Annotated in this window: 16 protein-coding genes and 1 pseudogene; 5 read left to right on the top strand and 12 right to left on the bottom strand. The window is 65.3% G+C overall.

Annotation, left to right across the window (positions count from 1 at the left end):
• Window positions 1–26 precede the first annotated feature (26 nt).
• The 8 genes from gyrB to mutM form a co-directional block, all read right to left on the bottom strand.
• Window positions 27–2,444 carry a DNA topoisomerase (ATP-hydrolyzing) subunit B gene (gene gyrB / locus BM162_RS03420; RefSeq protein WP_093417639.1) on the bottom strand — a complete coding sequence of 806 codons (2,418 nt, stop codon included), beginning with the start codon at window positions 2,442–2,444 and terminating at the stop codon, window positions 27–29.
• Between the two features lie 123 nt (window positions 2,445–2,567).
• Complete coding sequence (locus tag BM162_RS03415; RefSeq protein WP_093417637.1) at window positions 2,568–3,188, bottom strand: LysE family translocator; 621 nt, start codon at window positions 3,186–3,188, stop codon at window positions 2,568–2,570.
• A gap of 49 nt (window positions 3,189–3,237) precedes the next feature.
• Window positions 3,238–4,350 (bottom strand): DNA replication/repair protein RecF, encoded by a 1,113-nt coding sequence (recF, locus tag BM162_RS03410; RefSeq protein WP_093417635.1) that lies wholly within the window; start codon window positions 4,348–4,350, stop codon window positions 3,238–3,240.
• 100 nt (window positions 4,351–4,450) lie between these two features.
• On the bottom strand, window positions 4,451–5,569 hold the full coding sequence (gene dnaN, locus BM162_RS03405) for a DNA polymerase III subunit beta (RefSeq protein ID WP_093417632.1): 1,119 nt from the start codon (window positions 5,567–5,569) through the stop codon (window positions 4,451–4,453).
• A gap of 118 nt (window positions 5,570–5,687) precedes the next feature.
• Window positions 5,688–7,094 carry a chromosomal replication initiator protein DnaA gene (dnaA, locus tag BM162_RS03400; protein ID WP_093417833.1) on the bottom strand — a complete coding sequence of 469 codons (1,407 nt, stop codon included), beginning with the start codon at window positions 7,092–7,094 and terminating at the stop codon, window positions 5,688–5,690.
• Between the two features lie 656 nt (window positions 7,095–7,750).
• On the bottom strand, window positions 7,751–8,014 hold the full coding sequence (rpsT, locus tag BM162_RS03395) for a 30S ribosomal protein S20 (protein WP_093417630.1): 264 nt from the start codon (window positions 8,012–8,014) through the stop codon (window positions 7,751–7,753).
• Between the two features lie 159 nt (window positions 8,015–8,173).
• Window positions 8,174–8,950 (bottom strand): enoyl-CoA hydratase, encoded by a 777-nt coding sequence (locus tag BM162_RS03390; RefSeq protein ID WP_093417627.1) that lies wholly within the window; start codon window positions 8,948–8,950, stop codon window positions 8,174–8,176.
• A 63-nt stretch (window positions 8,951–9,013) separates the two neighbouring features.
• Complete coding sequence (gene mutM / locus BM162_RS03385; protein ID WP_093417626.1) at window positions 9,014–9,865, bottom strand: bifunctional DNA-formamidopyrimidine glycosylase/DNA-(apurinic or apyrimidinic site) lyase; 852 nt, start codon at window positions 9,863–9,865, stop codon at window positions 9,014–9,016.
• An 87-nt stretch (window positions 9,866–9,952) separates the two neighbouring features.
• On the opposite strand from mutM, the gene ubiE reads away from it, so the two are divergent.
• Window positions 9,953–10,717 carry a bifunctional demethylmenaquinone methyltransferase/2-methoxy-6-polyprenyl-1,4-benzoquinol methylase UbiE gene (gene ubiE, locus BM162_RS03380; RefSeq protein WP_093417623.1) on the top strand — a complete coding sequence of 255 codons (765 nt, stop codon included), beginning with the start codon at window positions 9,953–9,955 and terminating at the stop codon, window positions 10,715–10,717.
• Window position 10,718: 1 nt separating this feature from the next.
• Window positions 10,719–12,248 (top strand): 2-polyprenylphenol 6-hydroxylase, encoded by a 1,530-nt coding sequence (gene ubiB, locus BM162_RS03375; RefSeq protein ID WP_093417621.1) that lies wholly within the window; start codon window positions 10,719–10,721, stop codon window positions 12,246–12,248.
• Here ubiB and BM162_RS03370 read toward each other — a convergent pair.
• The 3 genes from BM162_RS03370 to BM162_RS22685 form a co-directional block, all read right to left on the bottom strand.
• Window positions 12,198–13,064 carry a phosphotransferase gene (locus BM162_RS03370; RefSeq protein WP_177215031.1) on the bottom strand — a complete coding sequence of 289 codons (867 nt, stop codon included), beginning with the start codon at window positions 13,062–13,064 and terminating at the stop codon, window positions 12,198–12,200. The genes ubiB and BM162_RS03370 overlap by 51 nt on opposite strands.
• A gap of 108 nt (window positions 13,065–13,172) precedes the next feature.
• Complete coding sequence (locus tag BM162_RS03365) at window positions 13,173–13,832, bottom strand: flagellar hook capping FlgD N-terminal domain-containing protein (protein WP_093417615.1); 660 nt, start codon at window positions 13,830–13,832, stop codon at window positions 13,173–13,175.
• Between the two features lie 10 nt (window positions 13,833–13,842).
• Window positions 13,843–14,565, bottom strand: coding sequence for a flagellar hook-length control protein FliK (locus BM162_RS22685; RefSeq protein WP_177215028.1), 723 nt, complete (start codon window positions 14,563–14,565; stop codon window positions 13,843–13,845).
• A 592-nt stretch (window positions 14,566–15,157) separates the two neighbouring features.
• On the opposite strand from BM162_RS22685, the gene BM162_RS23195 reads away from it, so the two are divergent.
• The 3 genes from BM162_RS23195 (at window position 15,158) to BM162_RS23545 (ending at window position 16,166) form a co-directional block, all read left to right on the top strand.
• Complete coding sequence (locus BM162_RS23195) at window positions 15,158–15,508, top strand: chemotaxis protein chel (protein ID WP_245759153.1); 351 nt, start codon at window positions 15,158–15,160, stop codon at window positions 15,506–15,508.
• Window positions 15,505–15,855 carry a hypothetical protein gene (locus tag BM162_RS03350; RefSeq protein WP_093417610.1) on the top strand — a complete coding sequence of 117 codons (351 nt, stop codon included), beginning with the start codon at window positions 15,505–15,507 and terminating at the stop codon, window positions 15,853–15,855. Before BM162_RS23195 ends, BM162_RS03350 begins: the two co-directional genes overlap by 4 nt.
• A 110-nt stretch (window positions 15,856–15,965) precedes the next feature.
• Window positions 15,966–16,166, top strand: coding sequence for a flagellin N-terminal helical domain-containing protein (locus tag BM162_RS23545; protein WP_369333197.1), 201 nt, complete (start codon window positions 15,966–15,968; stop codon window positions 16,164–16,166).
• Here BM162_RS23545 and BM162_RS03345 read toward each other — a convergent pair.
• A pseudogene (locus BM162_RS03345) lies at window positions 16,127–17,419 on the bottom strand (flagellar hook protein FlgE); the annotation flags it as partial. The gene BM162_RS23545 and the pseudogene BM162_RS03345 overlap by 40 nt on opposite strands.
• Between the last annotated feature and the right edge of the window lie 16 nt (window positions 17,420–17,435).

The raw sequence follows: 17,435 nt of genomic DNA, 5'->3' as shown, positions 1-17,435 counted from the left end.
GGCGTCGAACCGCCGCCCGCCGATCTTCAGAAGTCGAGGTTCTCGACGCTCAGCGCATTGGTCTTGATGAAGTCGCGGCGGGGCTCGACCACGTCGCCCATCAGCTTGGTGAAGATGTCGTCGGCCTCGGTAACGTCGTCTATTTTCACCTGAAGCAGGGTCCGCGCCTCGGGGTCGAGGGTGGTTTCCCACAGCTGGTCGGGGTTCATCTCGCCCAGGCCCTTGTACCGCTGAAGCGTCAGGCCGCGCTCGCCCTCTTTCAGCACCGCGTCCAGCAGTTCGAGCGGGCCATGGATGAGCATTTCCTTGTCCTTGCGTACCAGCTTCGCCGGCACCGCATAAACCTCTTGTAGCGCCTCGGTGTGGCTGCCAAGGCGGCGCGCCTCGCCCGAGCGCAGGACCGGACCGTCGAGCGTGCGCACCTCCTCGACCCCGCGCAGCACTCGGGCGAGGCGGATGCCGTGGTCCTGCGTGATCCGGCCTTGCCAGCCTCGTTCGTATTCAACCGCAACAAGGTCGAGCCGCTCTGCCACGCGGTCGGCGGTGCCCTGGAGGTCTGCATCGACCTGTCCCGGCACGAAGGCACCGGCAATGGCGGCCTGTTCGAGGATGGTGATCGGGTAGTGCGTCGGGAACGCCTGCAGGCTGCGGCGCACGGTGCGGGCCTCCTCGACCACGCGGGCTAGGTCCTGGCCCACCAGTTCCTCGCCGCTGCCCAGCCGCAGAACCGCGCCTTCGACACCCATCTGGATCAGGTAATCCTCGAGCGCCGGGTGGTCCTTCAGATAGACCTCGGACTTGCCGCGCGCCACTTTGTAAAGCGGCGGCTGCGCGATATAGAGGTATCCACCCTCGATGATCTCGGGCATCTGCCGGAAGAAGAACGTCAGAAGCAGCGTGCGGATGTGGGCGCCGTCGACGTCGGCGTCCGTCATGATGATGATCTTGTGATAGCGCAGCTTGGTGATGTCGAACTCATCACGTCCGATGCCGGTGCCCAGCGCGGTGATCAGGGTGCCGATCTCCTGGCTCGACAACATCCGGTCGAAGCGCGCCCGCTCGACGTTGAGGATCTTGCCCCGCAGCGGCAGTACCGCCTGGTTCGCCCGCGCCCGGCCCTGCTTCGCCGAGCCGCCGGCCGAATCGCCCTCCACCAGGAACAGTTCGCGCCGCTCGGGATCCTTGACCTGACAATCGGCCAGCTTGCCAGGTAGCGAGGCAACGTCCAGCGCCGATTTCTTGCGCGTCATCTCCCGCGCGCGGCGTGCCGCCTCGCGGGCCAGCGCGGCCTCGACGATCTTGGTTACGATGGTTCTGGCAGGCTGGGGGTTTTCCTCGAACCACTCGGCCAGCTTCTCGTTCATCAGCCCCTCGACGGCCGGGCGCACCTCGGACGACACCAGCTTGTCCTTGGTCTGGGACGAGAATTTGGGGTCCGGCACCTTCACCGACAGCACGCAGGTCAGCCCCTCGCGCGCGTCGTCGCCGCTGAAGTTGACCTTCTCTTTCTTGGCGATGCCGGAGGACCCGGCATAAAGGTTCAGCGTCCGCGTCAGGGCGCCGCGGAAGCCCGCAAGGTGCGTGCCCCCGTCGCGCTGCGGGATGTTGTTGGTGAACGGCAGCACCATTTCGTTGTAGCCGTCGTTCCACCACATCGCGACCTCGACCGTGATGCCGTCGCGCTCGCCCGTGATGAAGATCGGATCGGGGATCAGCGGGGCCTTCGAGCGGTCGAGGTACTTAACGAACTCGCGGACGCCGCCTTCGTAGCACATCTCGGACTTCAGCGCCTCGGCCGGACGCTCGTCCTCGATCACGATGCGCACGCCGGAGTTCAGGAAGGCGAGCTCGCGCAGCCGGTGCTCGAGGGTCTTGAAGCTGTAATCGAGGTTCGAGAACGTGTCGGTCGAGGCGAGAAACCGGACCTCGGTGCCCTTCTGCCCCTCGGCATCGCCGACCTCGCGCAGGTGCTCAACTGTCTCGCCGCGCTCGAAGCGGGCGTAGTGCTCTTTCCCGTTACGCCAGACGCGCAGCTCCAGCCAGTCCGACAGCGCGTTGACCACCGACACGCCCACACCGTGCAGGCCGCCCGAGACCTTGTAGGAGTTCTGGTCGAACTTACCGCCGGCGTGAAGCTGGGTCATGATGACCTCGGCGGCCGAAACACCCTCTTCCTCGTGGATGTCGGTGGGAATGCCGCGGCCGTTGTCGCGCACCGAGACGCTGTTGTCGGCGTGGATCTTTACGAAGACCGAGTCCGCGTGGCCGGCCAGCGCCTCGTCGATGCCGTTGTCCACGACCTCGTAGACCATGTGATGCAAGCCCGAGCCGTCGTCGGTATCGCCGATATACATTCCGGGGCGCTTGCGCACTGCTTCCAGGCCCTTGAGAACCTTGATGGAATCGGCGCCGTATTCTTCCGGGATGCGGGCGTCTTCGGCCATGCGTGCGTTCCTCTGAAATCCTGCCGCGGTTATATGCGGGAGTGGGGGGCATGTCACGGCCCGGACACAATATTTGGTGTCTCTGGGGCCCGATTACATCCCCTCCGGCCGCCCCGGTGCGGATCACGCGAACGGAATGACCAGCCCGACCGCGATCAGCAGGATCCCCGCCGTGATGTTGGTCCGGCGCAGGGCGCGCGGCGAACTCAGCAGCCGCCGCGCGCGATCGATCGACAGCGCCAGCACGAGGTTGCCCAGAAGCGGCACGACGGCGGATATCGCGGCGATCACCACCATGTCCGCCGCCGTGACGTTCCCGACGTCGAAGAATCCGGGCAGCACGCCCATGTAGAACAGGATAGCCTTCGGGTTGCCCAGGATCGCGGCCAGCCCCGCGACGAAGCCGGCCCACATGCCCGGCCGCGTCAGGCGGCTGTCACCCGACAGCTTGGCGTCGGCGTGGCGCAGCAATGCGCCGCCCATGACCAGGAAGATGGCGGCGGCGACGAATTTCAGGACCGTCATGAAGCCGGAGAAGACGCTGACGATCCAGGTGACGCCCAGGATGGCGAGGAACGGCCAAAGCACGTCGCCCACCACGACCCCCAGCGCCAGCGGCCAGGCGGCGTGGAAGCCGCCCGAAAGCGCGCGCGCAGTGACGGCCACCCAGACCGGCCCCGGCGTGAGGAACAGGATTAGAAGCGCCCCGGAATAGAGCGCGATGTCGGTCGGCGTAATGGTCATGTTCCGTCTCCGGCTGTGGCCGCGACCTCATCGCCACGGTCAGCCGCTGTCAATCCGCTTCCGGCGACGACCGACCGGCCACCTGCGACAGCCCCTCCCGTTCCGTGACCTCGAGGTACTGCGCCCGGTCTCCCAGCGCCTCGAAAAGCTCGGCACCCGTTCCGGTCATCCAGGCCTGCGCCCCGAGCGCAGAGATCTCGTCGTAAAGCGCGGCGCGCCGGTCCGCGTCCAGGTGCGCCGCCACCTCGTCGAGCAGAAGGATCGGGGGCGCCCCGACATCCTGCGCAAGCGCGCGGGCATTGGCCAGGATCACCGAGATCAGCAGCGCCTTCTGCTCGCCCGTGGAACACTGCCCCGCCGGCACCTGCTTCGCCGCATAGACCGCCGAAAGGTCCGCCCGGTGCGGCCCCGTCAGCGTGCGCCCGGCCGCCATGTCACGCGACCGACCCGCCGCGAACGCTTTGGCCAAGGCCGCCTCATCGTCGGGCGCCTCCCCTTCCAGCGCCAGATGCGCCACCGGGAACGCCGTCTCGGCCTCGTCCTGCGCCGACGCCACCCGGGCGATCGCCGAGATCCTGTTTTCGGTAATGGTCGCCCCCGCCCGAGCCATCTGCTGTTCAAGCGCGTCGTACCAGCCGGCGTCGCGCACCTCGTCCTTCAACAGACGGTTCCGCTCTCGCATCGCCTTCTCATAGGCCAGCACGGCGTCGCCGTGCCCCGGCTCAAAGCTCATGGTCATGCGGTCGAGAAAACGCCGCCGCCCCTCCGCCCCCTCGATCCAGAGCCGGTCCATCGACGGCACGAGCCACAGCACCCGCGCAATCCGGCCCAGCGCGACCTGCGGCGCAGCCTTCCCGTCGATGCGCACAGACCGCGCCGCCCCGGCCTCGGCGCGAACGTCGATCTCGTGCACCCGCTCCAGCACATGAAGCTCCGCGCCGATCCGCCATCCCAACGCCTCGGGCCGGCGCGCCAACTCCTCCGCCGACGCCCGCCGCAACCCGCGCCCGGGTGACAGCAGCGACACCGCTTCCAGGAGGTTCGTCTTGCCGGCCCCGTTCGGCCCGTAGACCGCCACGGGGCGCGGGTCGAGCGCCAGCCGCACCGCCTTGTGCGACCGGAAATGCGACAACGTGAGGCCCGAGATGAAGAGAGAGGTCATGCAGCGCCGCCCCCTTCCTCTTGCCCGAAATACTCCCGCCGGAAGCAAAACTCTTCGCAGAAGAGTTTTTTCGAATTTTCGAAGATAATTCGCGCCCCGGTCACACGCGCATCGGCATCACGACGTAAACGGCCGAGGTGTCGTCGCCTTCGCGCATCAAAGTCGGGTCGCCGGAGGAGTTGAACAGGAACACGGCATTCTCGCGGTCCACCTGGCTCGCGATCTCGAGCAGGTACTTCGCGTTGAAGCCAATCTCCAGGTGCTCGTCGGCATAGGCCACGGCGAGTTCTTCCTCGGCGTTGCCGCTATCGGGCGCGTTCACCGACAGAACCAGTCGGTCCTCGTCGAGCTGCATCTTCACGGCGCGCGATCGCTCCGAGCTGACGGTCGCCACGCGGTCCACCGCTTTGGCGAACTCTGCGGCGTCGACCTCCAGCCGGCGGGTGTTGCTCTGCGGGATGACGCGCGAATAGTCGGGAAACGTCCCGTCGATGACCTTCGAGGTCAGCGTGATGCTCGGCGTGGCGAAGCGGATCTTCGTCTCGCTCACCGACACCGCGATGTCCTGCTCGTCGTCGTCCAGAAGCTTGCGCAGCTCGCCCACCGTCTTGCGCGGGACAATCACGCCCGGCATCGTCTCGGCCCCCACCGGCAGGTCGGCGTCTATACGCGCCAGCCGGTGGCCGTCGGTCGCCACGCAGCGCAGGACCTGCCCGCCTTCGCCCTCGGCCACGTGCATGTAGACGCCGTTTAGATAGTACCGCGTCTCCTCGGTCGAGATGGCGAATTTCGACTTGTCGAACAGCCGGCGCAGCACCGGCGCCTTGGCCGAGAAGTTTGCGCTGTACTCCGACGACGCCATCACCGGGAAATCCTCTTTGGGCAACGTGGCGAGCGAGAAGTTCGACCGCCCCGCCTCGACCGTCAGGCGGCCCGAGACGCCGTCGTCGGTTAGCTGCACCAGCGCGCCGTCAGGCAGCTTGCGCACGATTTCGTGGAAGGTGACGGCGCTGACCGTCGTCGCGCCGGCGCGCTCGACCTGCGCCGCGGCCTTGTCCACGACCTCGATATCAAGATCGGTGGCGCGGAAGGAAACGGTGTCGCCTTCGGCTTCGATCAGCACGTTTGCGAGGATCGGGATGGTGTTGCGGCGTTCCACCACCGACTGCGCCTGCGCCACGGCCTTCAGAAGCGTGCCGCGTTCGATGCTGATCTTCATTTCCCACTCCACGTGATGCCGGGGCGGAAAATCTACGTGATTTCCGCCGCCGCACAATAAGATTTTCCGGGAATGTTCATCCCCCGGACCGGAGCGTCAAGGCCACCCCGGCGCTCGGTCACGCTTCGAGGGCGCGGCGCAACATCTCAAGATCCTCGGCGATCTGGCTGTCCTGCGACTTCAGTTCTTCGATCTTCTTGACGCCGTGCATGATCGTGGTGTGGTCGCGCCCACCGAACTTCCGCCCGATCTCGGGCAGCGACCGCTGGGTCATGTGCTTGCACAGGTACATCGCGATCTGGCGAGGCCGGGCGAAGATGCGGGTGCGCTTCGGACCCACGAGGTCCGAAATACGGATGTTGTAGTGGTCGCAGACCTTGCGCTGGATCTCGTCGATCGTCGTCTTCCGATCGCTCTGGCGCAGGATGTCGACCAGGCATTCCTGCGTCATCGGAATATCGACCGGCCGTCCGACCAGCGACCCGAACGCGAACAGGCGCATCAGCGCACCTTCCAGCACGCGGACGTTCGAGGTGATGCGGTGCGCCAGGAACTCCAGTACGCCATCGGCGAGGCGCAGGTCAGGGAATTGCGGGCGGAACTGCTCGGCCTTTTGCTGAAGGATGCCGAGGCGCAGCTCATACGTCGTCGGGTGCACGTCCACGACCAGTCCGGACTGGAGCCGGCTGACAATCCTTGCTTCCATCTTCTCAATCTCGCCCGGCGCGCGGTCGGCCGAGATGATGATCTGGCTGCGCTGGTCCACGAGCGCGTTGAAGGTGTGGAAGAACTCCTCCTGCGTCGAGTCCTTGCCGGCGATGAACTGAACGTCGTCCACCATCAGCACGTCAACCGAGCGAAAGAGCTGCTTGAAGTCGATCATCTGGCTGCCGCGCAGCGCCTGGATGAAGCGGTACATGAACTGCTCGGCCGAAAGGTAGACCACGCGAAGTTCGGGCTTCCGGCGGCGCAGTTCCCACGCGATGGCGTGCATCAGGTGCGTCTTGCCGAGGCCCACGCCCCCATACAGGAAAAGCGGGTTGAAGGTGACCGGCCCGCCTTCGGCCACGCGGCGGCCGGCGGCGTGCGCCAATTCGTTGGGCTTGCCGACGACGAAGCTGTCAAACGTGAAGCGCGGGTCGAGGTCGGCGCCCGGAAGATCGTCGTCCTGGGCATGCACCGCCGGCGCTTCCGGCGCGCTGGTGGATGTGCCCTTGATCATGCGGTCAAGCTCCGCGTCCGCCGCTCCGGTTGCGTCCGCCGCCGCGCGGGCGGGTGCACGTGTCTTGGCGACCGTGAACTCGATACGGCGGACCGGCTCACCGGCCTTAGCGATCTCGTTCAGGATGCTGTCGCCGAAGTTGCGCGAGACCCAGTTGCCGACGAACGTCGAGGTGACGTTGAAGGTCGCGACCCCGTCCTCGAGGCGGTCGAATTCGAGCGGCTCGATCCAGTTCACGTAGTTGTTCTTGCCGACAGTCTTGAGAAGCTCCTGCCGTACGAGGCCCCAAGTCTCATTCGTCATGTCGCACTGACCCGCGTTGTCGTTTTCGTTCCACGACGAGTGAAGACTCCACCCGACGCCGACCGTCGCCACCGTCCCCGCGGCCACGGTCCATCCCCAAGTACCAGCGGCTCGTTACGACCTGGCCCGCTCACCGATCGGCAACAGGCATTCCGCAGCGGCACGCGGCCACTGTGCCCGCCATCACGGCGTACGACACCACGGCACAGACCTCGACAGACACGACGACACGGCCAGCACCCGGTATCGTCGTTTCCATCGAGCCGCTCGCCACGGCAAATTGGACACTTGCAACAGAGACGGTCCAGCCGGGTCATTTTCCGGCCACTTCACCGACGCTCCCCCCAATGGAGCCCCGGATCTCTTCCGTCACTCGGATGCCGCCAGGCACGCGCCGGTTAGGATCCGGCGATCTTGTCAGGCTAGGCCACCCGCTGCGTCATGTCCCCCCAGATCGAAATGAATCGCAGGGACAAGCTAGCAACGCCGTCGCTTCCCGCGCAACGGATCTCTGCGGTTGACTCATCGGGTGTGTCGGCGAATCCGCGCCTGCGACTCCCGATCCGTCTGATTGCCCGTGGTGCGCACAATTCGACGAAAAAGCGCGCCCAAAAGGCGCGCCTTGCCAGCCTGGTCCGGCAGCTTGACGAATTCCCTCAGCCCAGCGCCTTCACGCGCGACGAAAGTCGCGACATCTTGCGGGCAGCGGTGTTCTTGTGGAGGACACCCTTCGTCACGCCGCGCATCAGCTCGGGCTGGGCGGCGCGAAGTGCGGTTGCGGCGGCATCCTTGTCGCCGGAAGCAATGGCTTCCTCGACCTTGCGAAGGTGGGTGCGGATACGGGAACGGCGCGCCTTGTTGACAGCATAGCGCCGCTCGTTCTGACGGGCGCGCTTCTTGGACTGGGGCGTATTGGCCATGTCGGTTTCTCCGGTCTTTCACATGCAATTCACGCAATGGAGCCGACTCGGAGAAGTCGTCCGACGAATCCAGCCTGAGCGGGCTCCACGCGCATTTCGGCGCGTTCAATACCCCAGACGCAGGCGAATGCAAACAGGAAAGTGGCCAGAGGCCGCTGACTACTTGTCGCGGAACTGCGCCTCGCGCTTGTCGAGGAAGGCGGACATGCCTTCTGCCTTGTCCTCGCTGGCGAACAGCGCATGGAAGAGCCGACGCTCGTGAAGCGTGCCCTCACGCAGAGTCGTCTCGTACGACCGGTTCACCGCTTCCTTCACCGCCATCGTGCTGAGCAGCGACTTCTCGGTGATCTTCTGTGCGGCACTCATCGCCTCTTCCATCAGCTTCTTGGCCGGAACCACGCGGGAGACAAGGCCTGAACGCTCGGCTTCCTCGGCATCCATGAAGCGACCGGTCAGGTGCATTTCCATGGACTTCGACTTGCCGACGAAACGGGTGAGTCGCTGCGTCCCGCCAAGGCCCGCCAGCACGCCGAGGTTCACCTCGGGCTGGCCGAATTTCGCGGTGTCCGACGCGATGATGAAGTCGCACATCATCGCCAGTTCGCACCCGCCGCCCAGCGCATAGCCGGACACGGCCGCAATGATGGGCTTGCGGATCCGTTCGATGGCGTTGCTTTCGGGTCCGAAGAGGTCGGACGTGAAGGCGTCGACGAAGCTCTTCTCGGACATCTCTTTGATGTCCGCTCCGGCGGCAAACGCCTTTTCCGAGCCGGTGATGACGATGCAGCGCACCTTCTCGTTCGCCTCGGCGTCGCGCAGGGCGCGGCCCAGCTCCTCAAGAAGCTGGCTGTTCAGCGCATTCAGCGCGTCGGGGCGGTTGAGCTTGATGAGTGCGACGTGGTCATCAACTTCGACGATGATCGTCTTATAGGCCATGTCTCCGGCTTCCGTCGTGAGCGTCAGGTGCGAAGCCTTACCAGTCTGTCCCCCCGGATCAAGCTATCTTTGGCACGACCGACAGTAGAAGCTTGAGCGTCCGGACTGCACGACGCGGGCGACGGCGGTGTCACAGCCGGGCGCGACACAGGGCTCGCCCTCGCGGCCGTAGACGCGGAAGGTGTGTTGAAAGTAGCCCAGTTCTCCGTCTGCCTGCCGGTAATCGCGCAGCGACGAACCTCCCGCCTCGATCGCCTCGGCCAGCACGTCACGGATGACGGGAACGAGCGTGCGCAGCCGCGTCTCGGAGATCCGACCGGCCTTGCGCAGGGGCGAGATGCCGGTGCGAAACAGTGCCTCGCACACGTAAATGTTGCCCAACCCCGCCACCACGCGCTGATCCAGGAGCGCCGACTTGATCGGCGTCATCCGGCCTTTCAGCCGCGCCACAAGGTAGTCCTCGTTGAACGCGTTGCCCAAGGGCTCGGGGCCCAGTTCCGACAGCAGCCAGTGCTCGTCCGCCCGAAGGGTTTCGATCAGGTCCATCGCGCCGAAACGACGCGGGTCGTTGAAGGTCACCCGCGCCCCGGAATCGAGGTCGAGTACCACGTGATCGTGCTTCTCCGGCGCCGGGTGTTCATGGTGGAACACGCCTACCGGAGCGCCCGAGATCAGCATGCGGCCGGTCATCCCCAGATGCACGATCAGCGTCTCGCCGCCCGAGAGGTCGGCGAGGATGTACTTTGACCGCCGCCGCAGCCGCTCCACCCGCTGCCCCGTCAGCCGTTCGGCCATCCGATCTGGAAACGGCCAGCGCAGATCCGGGCGGTTGACGCGCGCCTGCGCGATCACCTCGCCCTCGGCCACGGGGGCGAGGCCGCGGCGGACCGTCTCGACTTCGGGCAATTCGGGCATGTGCTGGGGAACCTGCGACTGCTGCGGATTGTAACGCCACTTGAGCGCCCTATAAGAAGGGCCAGCATCAAAGGACTACAAGCCCCCATGCCCGACGATCCGACGCCAGACGGCCCCCGCACGACCCATTTCGGCTTTCAGGAAGTGCCGGAAGAAGAAAAAGCGGGGCGCGTTCACGGCGTCTTCTCCAGCGTCGCGTCGCGCTACGACGTGATGAACGACCTGATGTCGGGCGGCGTCCACCGGCTGTGGAAGGACGCGATGATGGACTGGCTCGCCCCGCGGCGGGGCCAGCGCCTTCTCGACGTGGCGGGCGGCACCGGCGACATCGCCTTCCGCTTTCTGCGCCGCGCGCCGGCCGCCACCGCCGTGGTGTGCGACCTGACCGAGCCGATGCTGGTCGCGGGCCGCCAGAGGGCCGAGGCAGAACACATGGCCGACCGGCTCGACTGGGTGGTAGGCGATGCGATGGCCCTGCCGTTCGAAGACAACAGCTTCGACGTCTACACGATCAGCTTCGGGATCCGGAACGTCACTCGCCCCGAGAAGGCGCTGGATGAGGCGTTCCGCGTGCTGAGGTCCGGCGGGCGACTCATGGTGCTCGAGTTTTCGCAGCTGCCGAACCCGGCGATGCAATGGGCCTATGACCGTTACTCGTTCAACGTTATCCCGGCGATGGGTCAGGTCGTGGCGCGGGATCGCAACAGCTATCAGTACCTCGTCGAATCGATTCGGAAGTTTCCAGACCAGGAGACCTTCGCCGGCATGATCCGCGGCGCCGGGTTCGAGGAGGTGAAATATCGCAACCTCACGATGGGCGTGGCCGCTCTGCATTCCGGCTGGAAGCTCTGACGTGAGGGGCCCTCACAACATCTGGCGCTTGGTCCGCACCGGCGCCACGCTCGAACGCACCGGTGCGATGGGCGTGGTGCTCGACGCGTTCCGCGCGCCGCCGCACCTGCGGCTCGTCGCCCGTGTCCTTGGCTGGCCGTTCGCCTGGTTGGGGTATCGCGGCGACCCGGGCCTTCCGCCGGCCACTCGAGCGCTCCAGGCGCTCGGCCCCGCCTACATCAAGTTCGGGCAGATCATGTCGACCCGCCCCGACGTGGTGGGTGAAGAACTGGCGGCGCAATTGCGAGTCTTGCAAGACAAGCTGCCGCCCTTCCCGGTGGCCGAGGCCCGGCGCATGGTCGAGCGTGAACTCGAGATGCCGGTCGACCGCATCTTCTCGGAATTTAGCGAGCCCATCGCCGCCGCCTCCATCGCGCAGGTCCACCGCGCGCGTCTGGCCGACACCGGCGAACAGGTGGCCGTCAAGGTGCTGCGCCCCCGTATCGAGCAGGCGTTCCGCAAGGACGTCGACGCCTTCTACCTCGCCGCCCGCATGGTCGAGATCCTAGCCCCCTCGGCACGCCGCCTGCGCCCGATGGAGGTGATCCGGCACTTCGAAGGCGTCGTGCTGGCAGAACTCGACCTGCGGCTCGAAAGCTCGTCGGCCGCCGAATTCGCGGCGAACACAGCCAAGGACGAAGGCTTCCGGGTCCCGCAGGTGCACTGGTTCCTGTCGTCCAAGCGCGTGATGACGCTTGGCTGGGCCACCGGCATCCCTGCCCACGACATCGCCGCGATCGAAGCCGCCGGACACGACCGCAAGGCGCTTGGCGAGCGGGTCCTGCGGCTGTTTCTTCAGCACGCGCTCCGAGACGGCTTCTTCCACGCCGACATGCACCACGGCAACCTGAAGATCGCGCCCAACGGTGACATCGTCGCCATGGACTTCGGCATCATGGGCCGGCTGGACGAATACACGCGCCGCGTCTACGCCGAGATCCTGTATGGTTTCATCCGCAAGGATTACCGCCGCGTCGCCGAAGTTCACTTCGAGGCGGGATATGTTCCGGCCGACCGCGACGTGGACGAGTTCGCACGGGCGCTTCGTTCGGTCGGCGAGCCGATCTTCGGCATGGACGCCTCGCACATCTCGATGGGCCGCCTTCTCAACTTCCTGTTCGAAGTGACCGAGCGCTTCGGCATGGAGACCCGGACGGAACTCATCCTGCTCCAGCGCACGATGGTCGTGGTCGAGGGAGTGGCACGGTCTCTCTATCCCCAGATCAACATCTGGAACGTCGCGCAGCCGGTCGTCGAGGACTACATCAAGGACAATATCGGCCCGAAGGCATTGCTCAGGGACCTGACGCGAACGGTTCAGGTGCTCGGCCGCTTCGGCCCCCGCCTTCCGCAACTGGCCGAAGCCGCCCTTCTGCGCCAACAGGAGGGGATCCCCGCGCAGCAGCGCCCGGATCCGAGGCAGGTGGCAATGTATGTGGGCCTAGGTGCGGCCGGAATGGGTGGCCTGATCCTGATCGCGCAGGCGTTTTAGGCGACGCAGCTCGGCCTCGAGCCCGGCTTCATAGCTTCGATCCCCGCGCGCAGCCTTCCACGTGCAATAGGCTGCCATCCGCCACGCCAGGATCGGGGCCAGCGTCCGGTAGGTGGCCGCCACCTCCGCATCACCGTATGCCGCAAGCGCTTGCGTCTCTTCGGCGGGACCGGGCGGGCGCGCCCCGTTGACGACATGCATCGCCGGGGACAACAGCATGCCGATGTCGTGGATCGGGCTGCCGACGGCCGGGCACTGCCAATCGATGAGCACCGGGCCGGCCGGAGTTCGGATGACGTTCCCCGGAACCGGGTCACCGTGCAGGAACGCCATCCCGCCCAGTCGCATCCCGGGATCCTCCGGCCGCAGGAGCCGAAGACGCTCCGACCCATCTTCATCGGCGAAAGTCAGCATCGCGTCGGCCTCTGCCAGCAACTCCCGGGAAGACCCTGCGACGCGCCTTAGGTTCGTCGGCGGTGCCAATCGATGGAGCCTACGCAGGGCGCGCATCGCGGCAGCAGCCTTCAAGGCAGCCTCCGACCCGAAGACATAGCGATACACGATGCAGTCGCCATCGCACGTTTCGAGATACCCGAGGAATGTTGGCGCGAGCTCGGTGTTAGTGAGATGACGCAAGACCGTTGCCTCGACCTGCGCATCGTTGGGAAACAAGGGGGTTTGTGCCGCGCTCAGTGACAGCTTGCACACCCGGACGTCGTCACCACGGAGAGCCGCCCAGCACTTATTGGTCCTGCCCCCACCGAGCCGCCGCCACACCGCCCCTGCATCGACGAGCCCCGACTCTTCCAATGCCAAGCGCATATCCCGAGGGGGCGCATCGGCGCCAACCATTCGCTCCACGTGCATGACGCCGGACGCTAGGCTCCCTTACGTGCCGCTGCAAGACGAAGCCGCACCCGACGCTTATTCAACCGCCTCGGGCCTGCGCAACCCACTCAGCTCATCCACGCCCACCCGAACACCTCCTTCTAGCACCATCTCCGGGCCGCTTTCGCCAATCGAGACCTCGACGATTTCTCCGTAGACATCGACGGGAGCCGACCCAATCTGGTGCTCGCCCTCGAAGGTCGACACGGTGAAGCTGTACCGCCCGGCGGGCAGTGCCGCCGACGTTTCGGGCGGAATGCCGTCCCAGAGGTAATGTCCGCCTGCCCCGTTCACCGGGCGCCGGTCCACGACGGCGCCCGACGTATCGGTTACAACGAGTTCATGCCGATTTCCTCCGGACGCGGCGGGCAGCACGAGAGCAACCTCCGAGCTTCCGTCGAAGGCGCCGGCCACGGGCGCCCGCCCCTCCATCCCGATCCAGTTCCCCATGCGCGACAGCTGGTCGGAGCCGATGCCAGACACGAGATCCCGCAGCAGATTGTTTGTCTGAACCTGCTGCTCGACGCCTGCGAAGGTGGCGAGTTGAACGGCGTAGTCCTCCGACTTGATCGGGTCGAGCGGATCCTGGTTCGTCATTTGGACCGTCAGCATGCGCAGGAACGCTTCGAAGTCGCCACTCACCTGCGTGCCTTGAACTGCGTCTGTCGTGCTCCGTGTCACAGGCCCGATTTCCATGGCTCCTCCGTCATAGCCTGATGTCGAGGCGGTCGCCGCGCGAGTACGTTGCGCTTGACGTTACCGTCTTTTCTTCGAGCTCCGCTAACCACAACGAATCGCGCTGCTCGTCATTGCGGTCGCCTTCGCTGAACGTGAACGAGACATTCTCGAAGCCACCACTGGCCAGAGCGTCGCCGAGCAGGTCAGCGTGTCTTCGCAGCAGAGACAGCGTCTCCTCCCGCTCGGCCATCACCTGGACCTGAAGCACGCCATCGCCCGTCGACATTGAAATGCGCACACGCCCGAGTTCTTCGGGGTGAAGCTTGACCTCAAGTTCTACCTCCCTCGCCTGCACGACGGTCCCTACCTGACGCTCCAGAACCTTCGGCAGTTCAGATATCTGGATCACCGGGTTAGAGCCGCCCTGCACGCCACCGCTCGCTCGCCCGCTTTCTTGCCCACGGACGATTAACAGGTCGTTTTCAGCGGCACCGTCGACGCGATCATAAGCGCGTCGCAGAACATCGACAGAATCCCGCTGCTGTATCGTTTTCCACGCAGCGCCCGACACCGTGCCGAGGGCAGCTGCCTGTAGCGGGCCTTGTCTCCCGGCAGGACTGTCGTCAGGTCGAACCGCCTTACCGGGATGCCGTGGCCCCTCAGGCCCCGCGAGGCGCTCTCCTGCCGCCGTAAGGTCCACCGGCACCTGCCTCGCCATCTGCAGTCGCTCCGACGCAATCTGCGCATGCATCGAGTTCTGCTTCGTAAGCGCCGGCTGCTCCGCTGCTTCACCAGTAGGCGTACGCGGCCGTCCACGAGAGCCGGAATCAGGCTGCGATCGCTCCGGGTCTGCATCGGTGTTCAAAGGTCTCGACGGTGCAGATATCACGTCGGCACTTGCTACCGGCCTTCGCGACCAGCCTGCATCCGCCATTTCACCACGCCCATCTGCTGCAACGGCATGCGTGACAGCAGGCACGACGCCAACGTTGGCTCCTGATGCGTCTTCCGGGACGCCTCCCTCCAATCCTCTCTGGGGTCTCGCTGATCGCTGTTCGCCTTCCACTGGCGCAGGCCTTTCCTCGGACGATGCTGCCGGACGGGTCAAAGTCTCGGTAGCAGAAAACAGATCATGCCAGCCGCTTTCGTCCTCCGCGCCACCTTTCTCCACTGAGTCAGGGGCCAACTCGCCATGTGCTCCTAAAATTCCGCTGATATTCAGACCGGGTAGGTCGAATCGGGCCGTGATCACAGCGGGGTGCGCCCTGTGCCCGGCGCCGAGAGTGCTTTCCGCCTCCACGATGGGAAGGGGGAGCAACCCGGCTCCAACTGAATCGCCGCCAATGATCATTCCCGCACTCTGCCGGCTGAAAGTTACCGATCTTTTACTGATCTCGCCTTTGATCCCGCTGACCAGGAGGAAAGCCATGGATCCTATAAGCTCTGCAAGCGTCCGCACTCAGCGCGCTAAAGCCGGCGTAGATGTGTCGATTTCCAAAAAACTCACCGTCTCGTTCATGAGCGAGATGCTGAAGCACGCTGGTGTCGGCGAAGCCCGGGACGCGCTCGGCGGCGGCCCCGGCGAGGATGCATTCGCCGGCCTTCTCAGAACCGAGCATGCGCGGGCACTCGTCGCGAGCGGGGACGTCGATATCGCCGAACGACTCTTCGAGGCGCTGAAATCGCGCGGATGACCGATTCTCCAATCACCGCGCTGTTGAACCTATTCGAGGACGAAAAGCAGGCGCTGATCCAGGCTGACTGGAAACGGCTGGATGTGCTCGCCGCCGAAAAAGAGCGCTTGCTTGGCTCGCTTGAGCCCAAGACCTGCAGCGGGCCGGTTCTGCACCGGGTGAAGCTGCTTTCCGATCGCAATCGGAAGCTGGCCGAGGCAGCAACGCGAGGGATTTCGCACGGCCGCAAGCGGTTGGCGGCATTGGCCGGCCGGAAGGTGGCCCTCGTCTACTCGACCGACCGCAAGCCCGAGTCCCTTCCGATGAGCCTTGATACAAGCGGGCGCTTGAAGGGGATAAAATTGTAGCCAATTAGGGGCGCACGTTAGGATGACATTAGGCAGCTCGCTTCAGGTTGGCGGAGGTCGCCCATTAGGGGCAAGCGGGTCATCACCCGTTCAGGTCAGAAAGGCCCGGAATGGCCGCTCGTGCGGCCCGGACACGGCGCAAAGCGCCGGATACTGAAAGGGAACCTTCAATGTCCAGCATTCTCACGAACACGAGCGCGATGACCGCGCTCCAGAACCTCCAATCGATCAACAGCCGCTTGGCCGAGACGCAGGAACAGATCTCGACCGGCAAATCGGTCGCGAACGCCAATGACAACGCCACCGTCTGAATGATCTTCGCGTTGGACGAGTAGGCGCGCTGCGTCTGGATGAGATGCGTCAGTTCCCGCGCGACGTCTGTGGCAGAGCCTTCCTGAGCATAGCCGATGGTGCGGCCAGCCGGCCCGTCACCAGCGTCCCAGAGGTAGAACGTACCGCTGTCGTTCGACAGCGTGTACGTCTGGTTGTCGTGGGCCGTCAGCCCATCCGGGTTCGCGACCACGGCAAGCGGCACACGGTAAATCGGGCGCACGAAGCCAGTGTCGTATGTTGCGCTGACGACGCCTGTCTCGTCTATCTCCACGCCCAGAAGGTTCCCCACGGGCGAACCGTTCTTCGACAGGGTTGTCGGGGCGAAGTCCCCGTTAAGCTGCGTCAGGCCCGATGCGCTTCCGAGTTCGCCAATCTGCATCGAAATGGTCTGCCCGTTCACCGCGAGCGGAATGGTCCCCGTGGCGGGATCGTAAGCGCCGCCGGTCACCGCCGTCACCGAGGCGAGGGTGCCGCCGGTGCCCGGCGCGTCGTCGAAGGCCAGCGTGTATTCAGCCACCACCGCACCGCCCGAGGCACTGTCCGCGATGCTCATCGTCCAGGTGTTGGACGCGCCAGCGGCGGGCACCGAGGGCGTGAAGGCTATGTCGAGGGTCTGCGAGGCGCTTAGGTTGTCGAAATACTCGATCGACAGCTCCTGCGGGTCGCCGGACGCGCCCGCCGTCGTGTCGGAGGCGGGCAGGTTGACGCCCATGTCGATGCGGGTGGTCGGGTTCGACGCGAACTGGTTGTGGCTGACCGAAACTGGCTCGAGCTCTGCGGCGGTGTCGCGTCGTGGCATCGGGAACGAGCCGTCGGGTTCGGCCGGCCAGCCGGTCAGGACCATGCCGGAGGCGGTGGTCAGGAACCCGTTCACATCAGGTCTGAAAGCCCCTGTGGTCATGAGAGACAGCGGCGGCGGGGCTTCGCCGTTTTCCAGCGCCGCGCTGGACGTCACGGGCAGCATGCCCAAGCCCGAGACGGCGATATCAGTCGGGTTCGACGTGCCGACAATTTGCCCGCCTTCGCTGATCAGCCGTTGCGTGGTGGTACGTACGCCCCCGGCACTGTACTGCGACGACCCGGTATCCAGCACCATTGAATGGAAGTCGGTCAGGACCCGCTTATAGCCGTTGGTGGACGAGTTCGAGATGTTGTCCGAAATGCCGGCCAGCCGCGTCGCGTTGGCCGACAGCCCGGATACCCCGGCCTGAAGCGAGGAGGAGATCGACATGCCGCGTCCTTTCTTC

The sequence above is a fragment of the Tranquillimonas alkanivorans genome, from assembly GCF_900115595.1.
Taxonomy (GTDB): domain Bacteria; phylum Pseudomonadota; class Alphaproteobacteria; order Rhodobacterales; family Rhodobacteraceae; genus Tranquillimonas; species Tranquillimonas alkanivorans.
The sequence above is the reverse complement of the archived record's forward strand: the minus strand, read 5'-3'. Positions and strand labels throughout refer to the sequence as shown.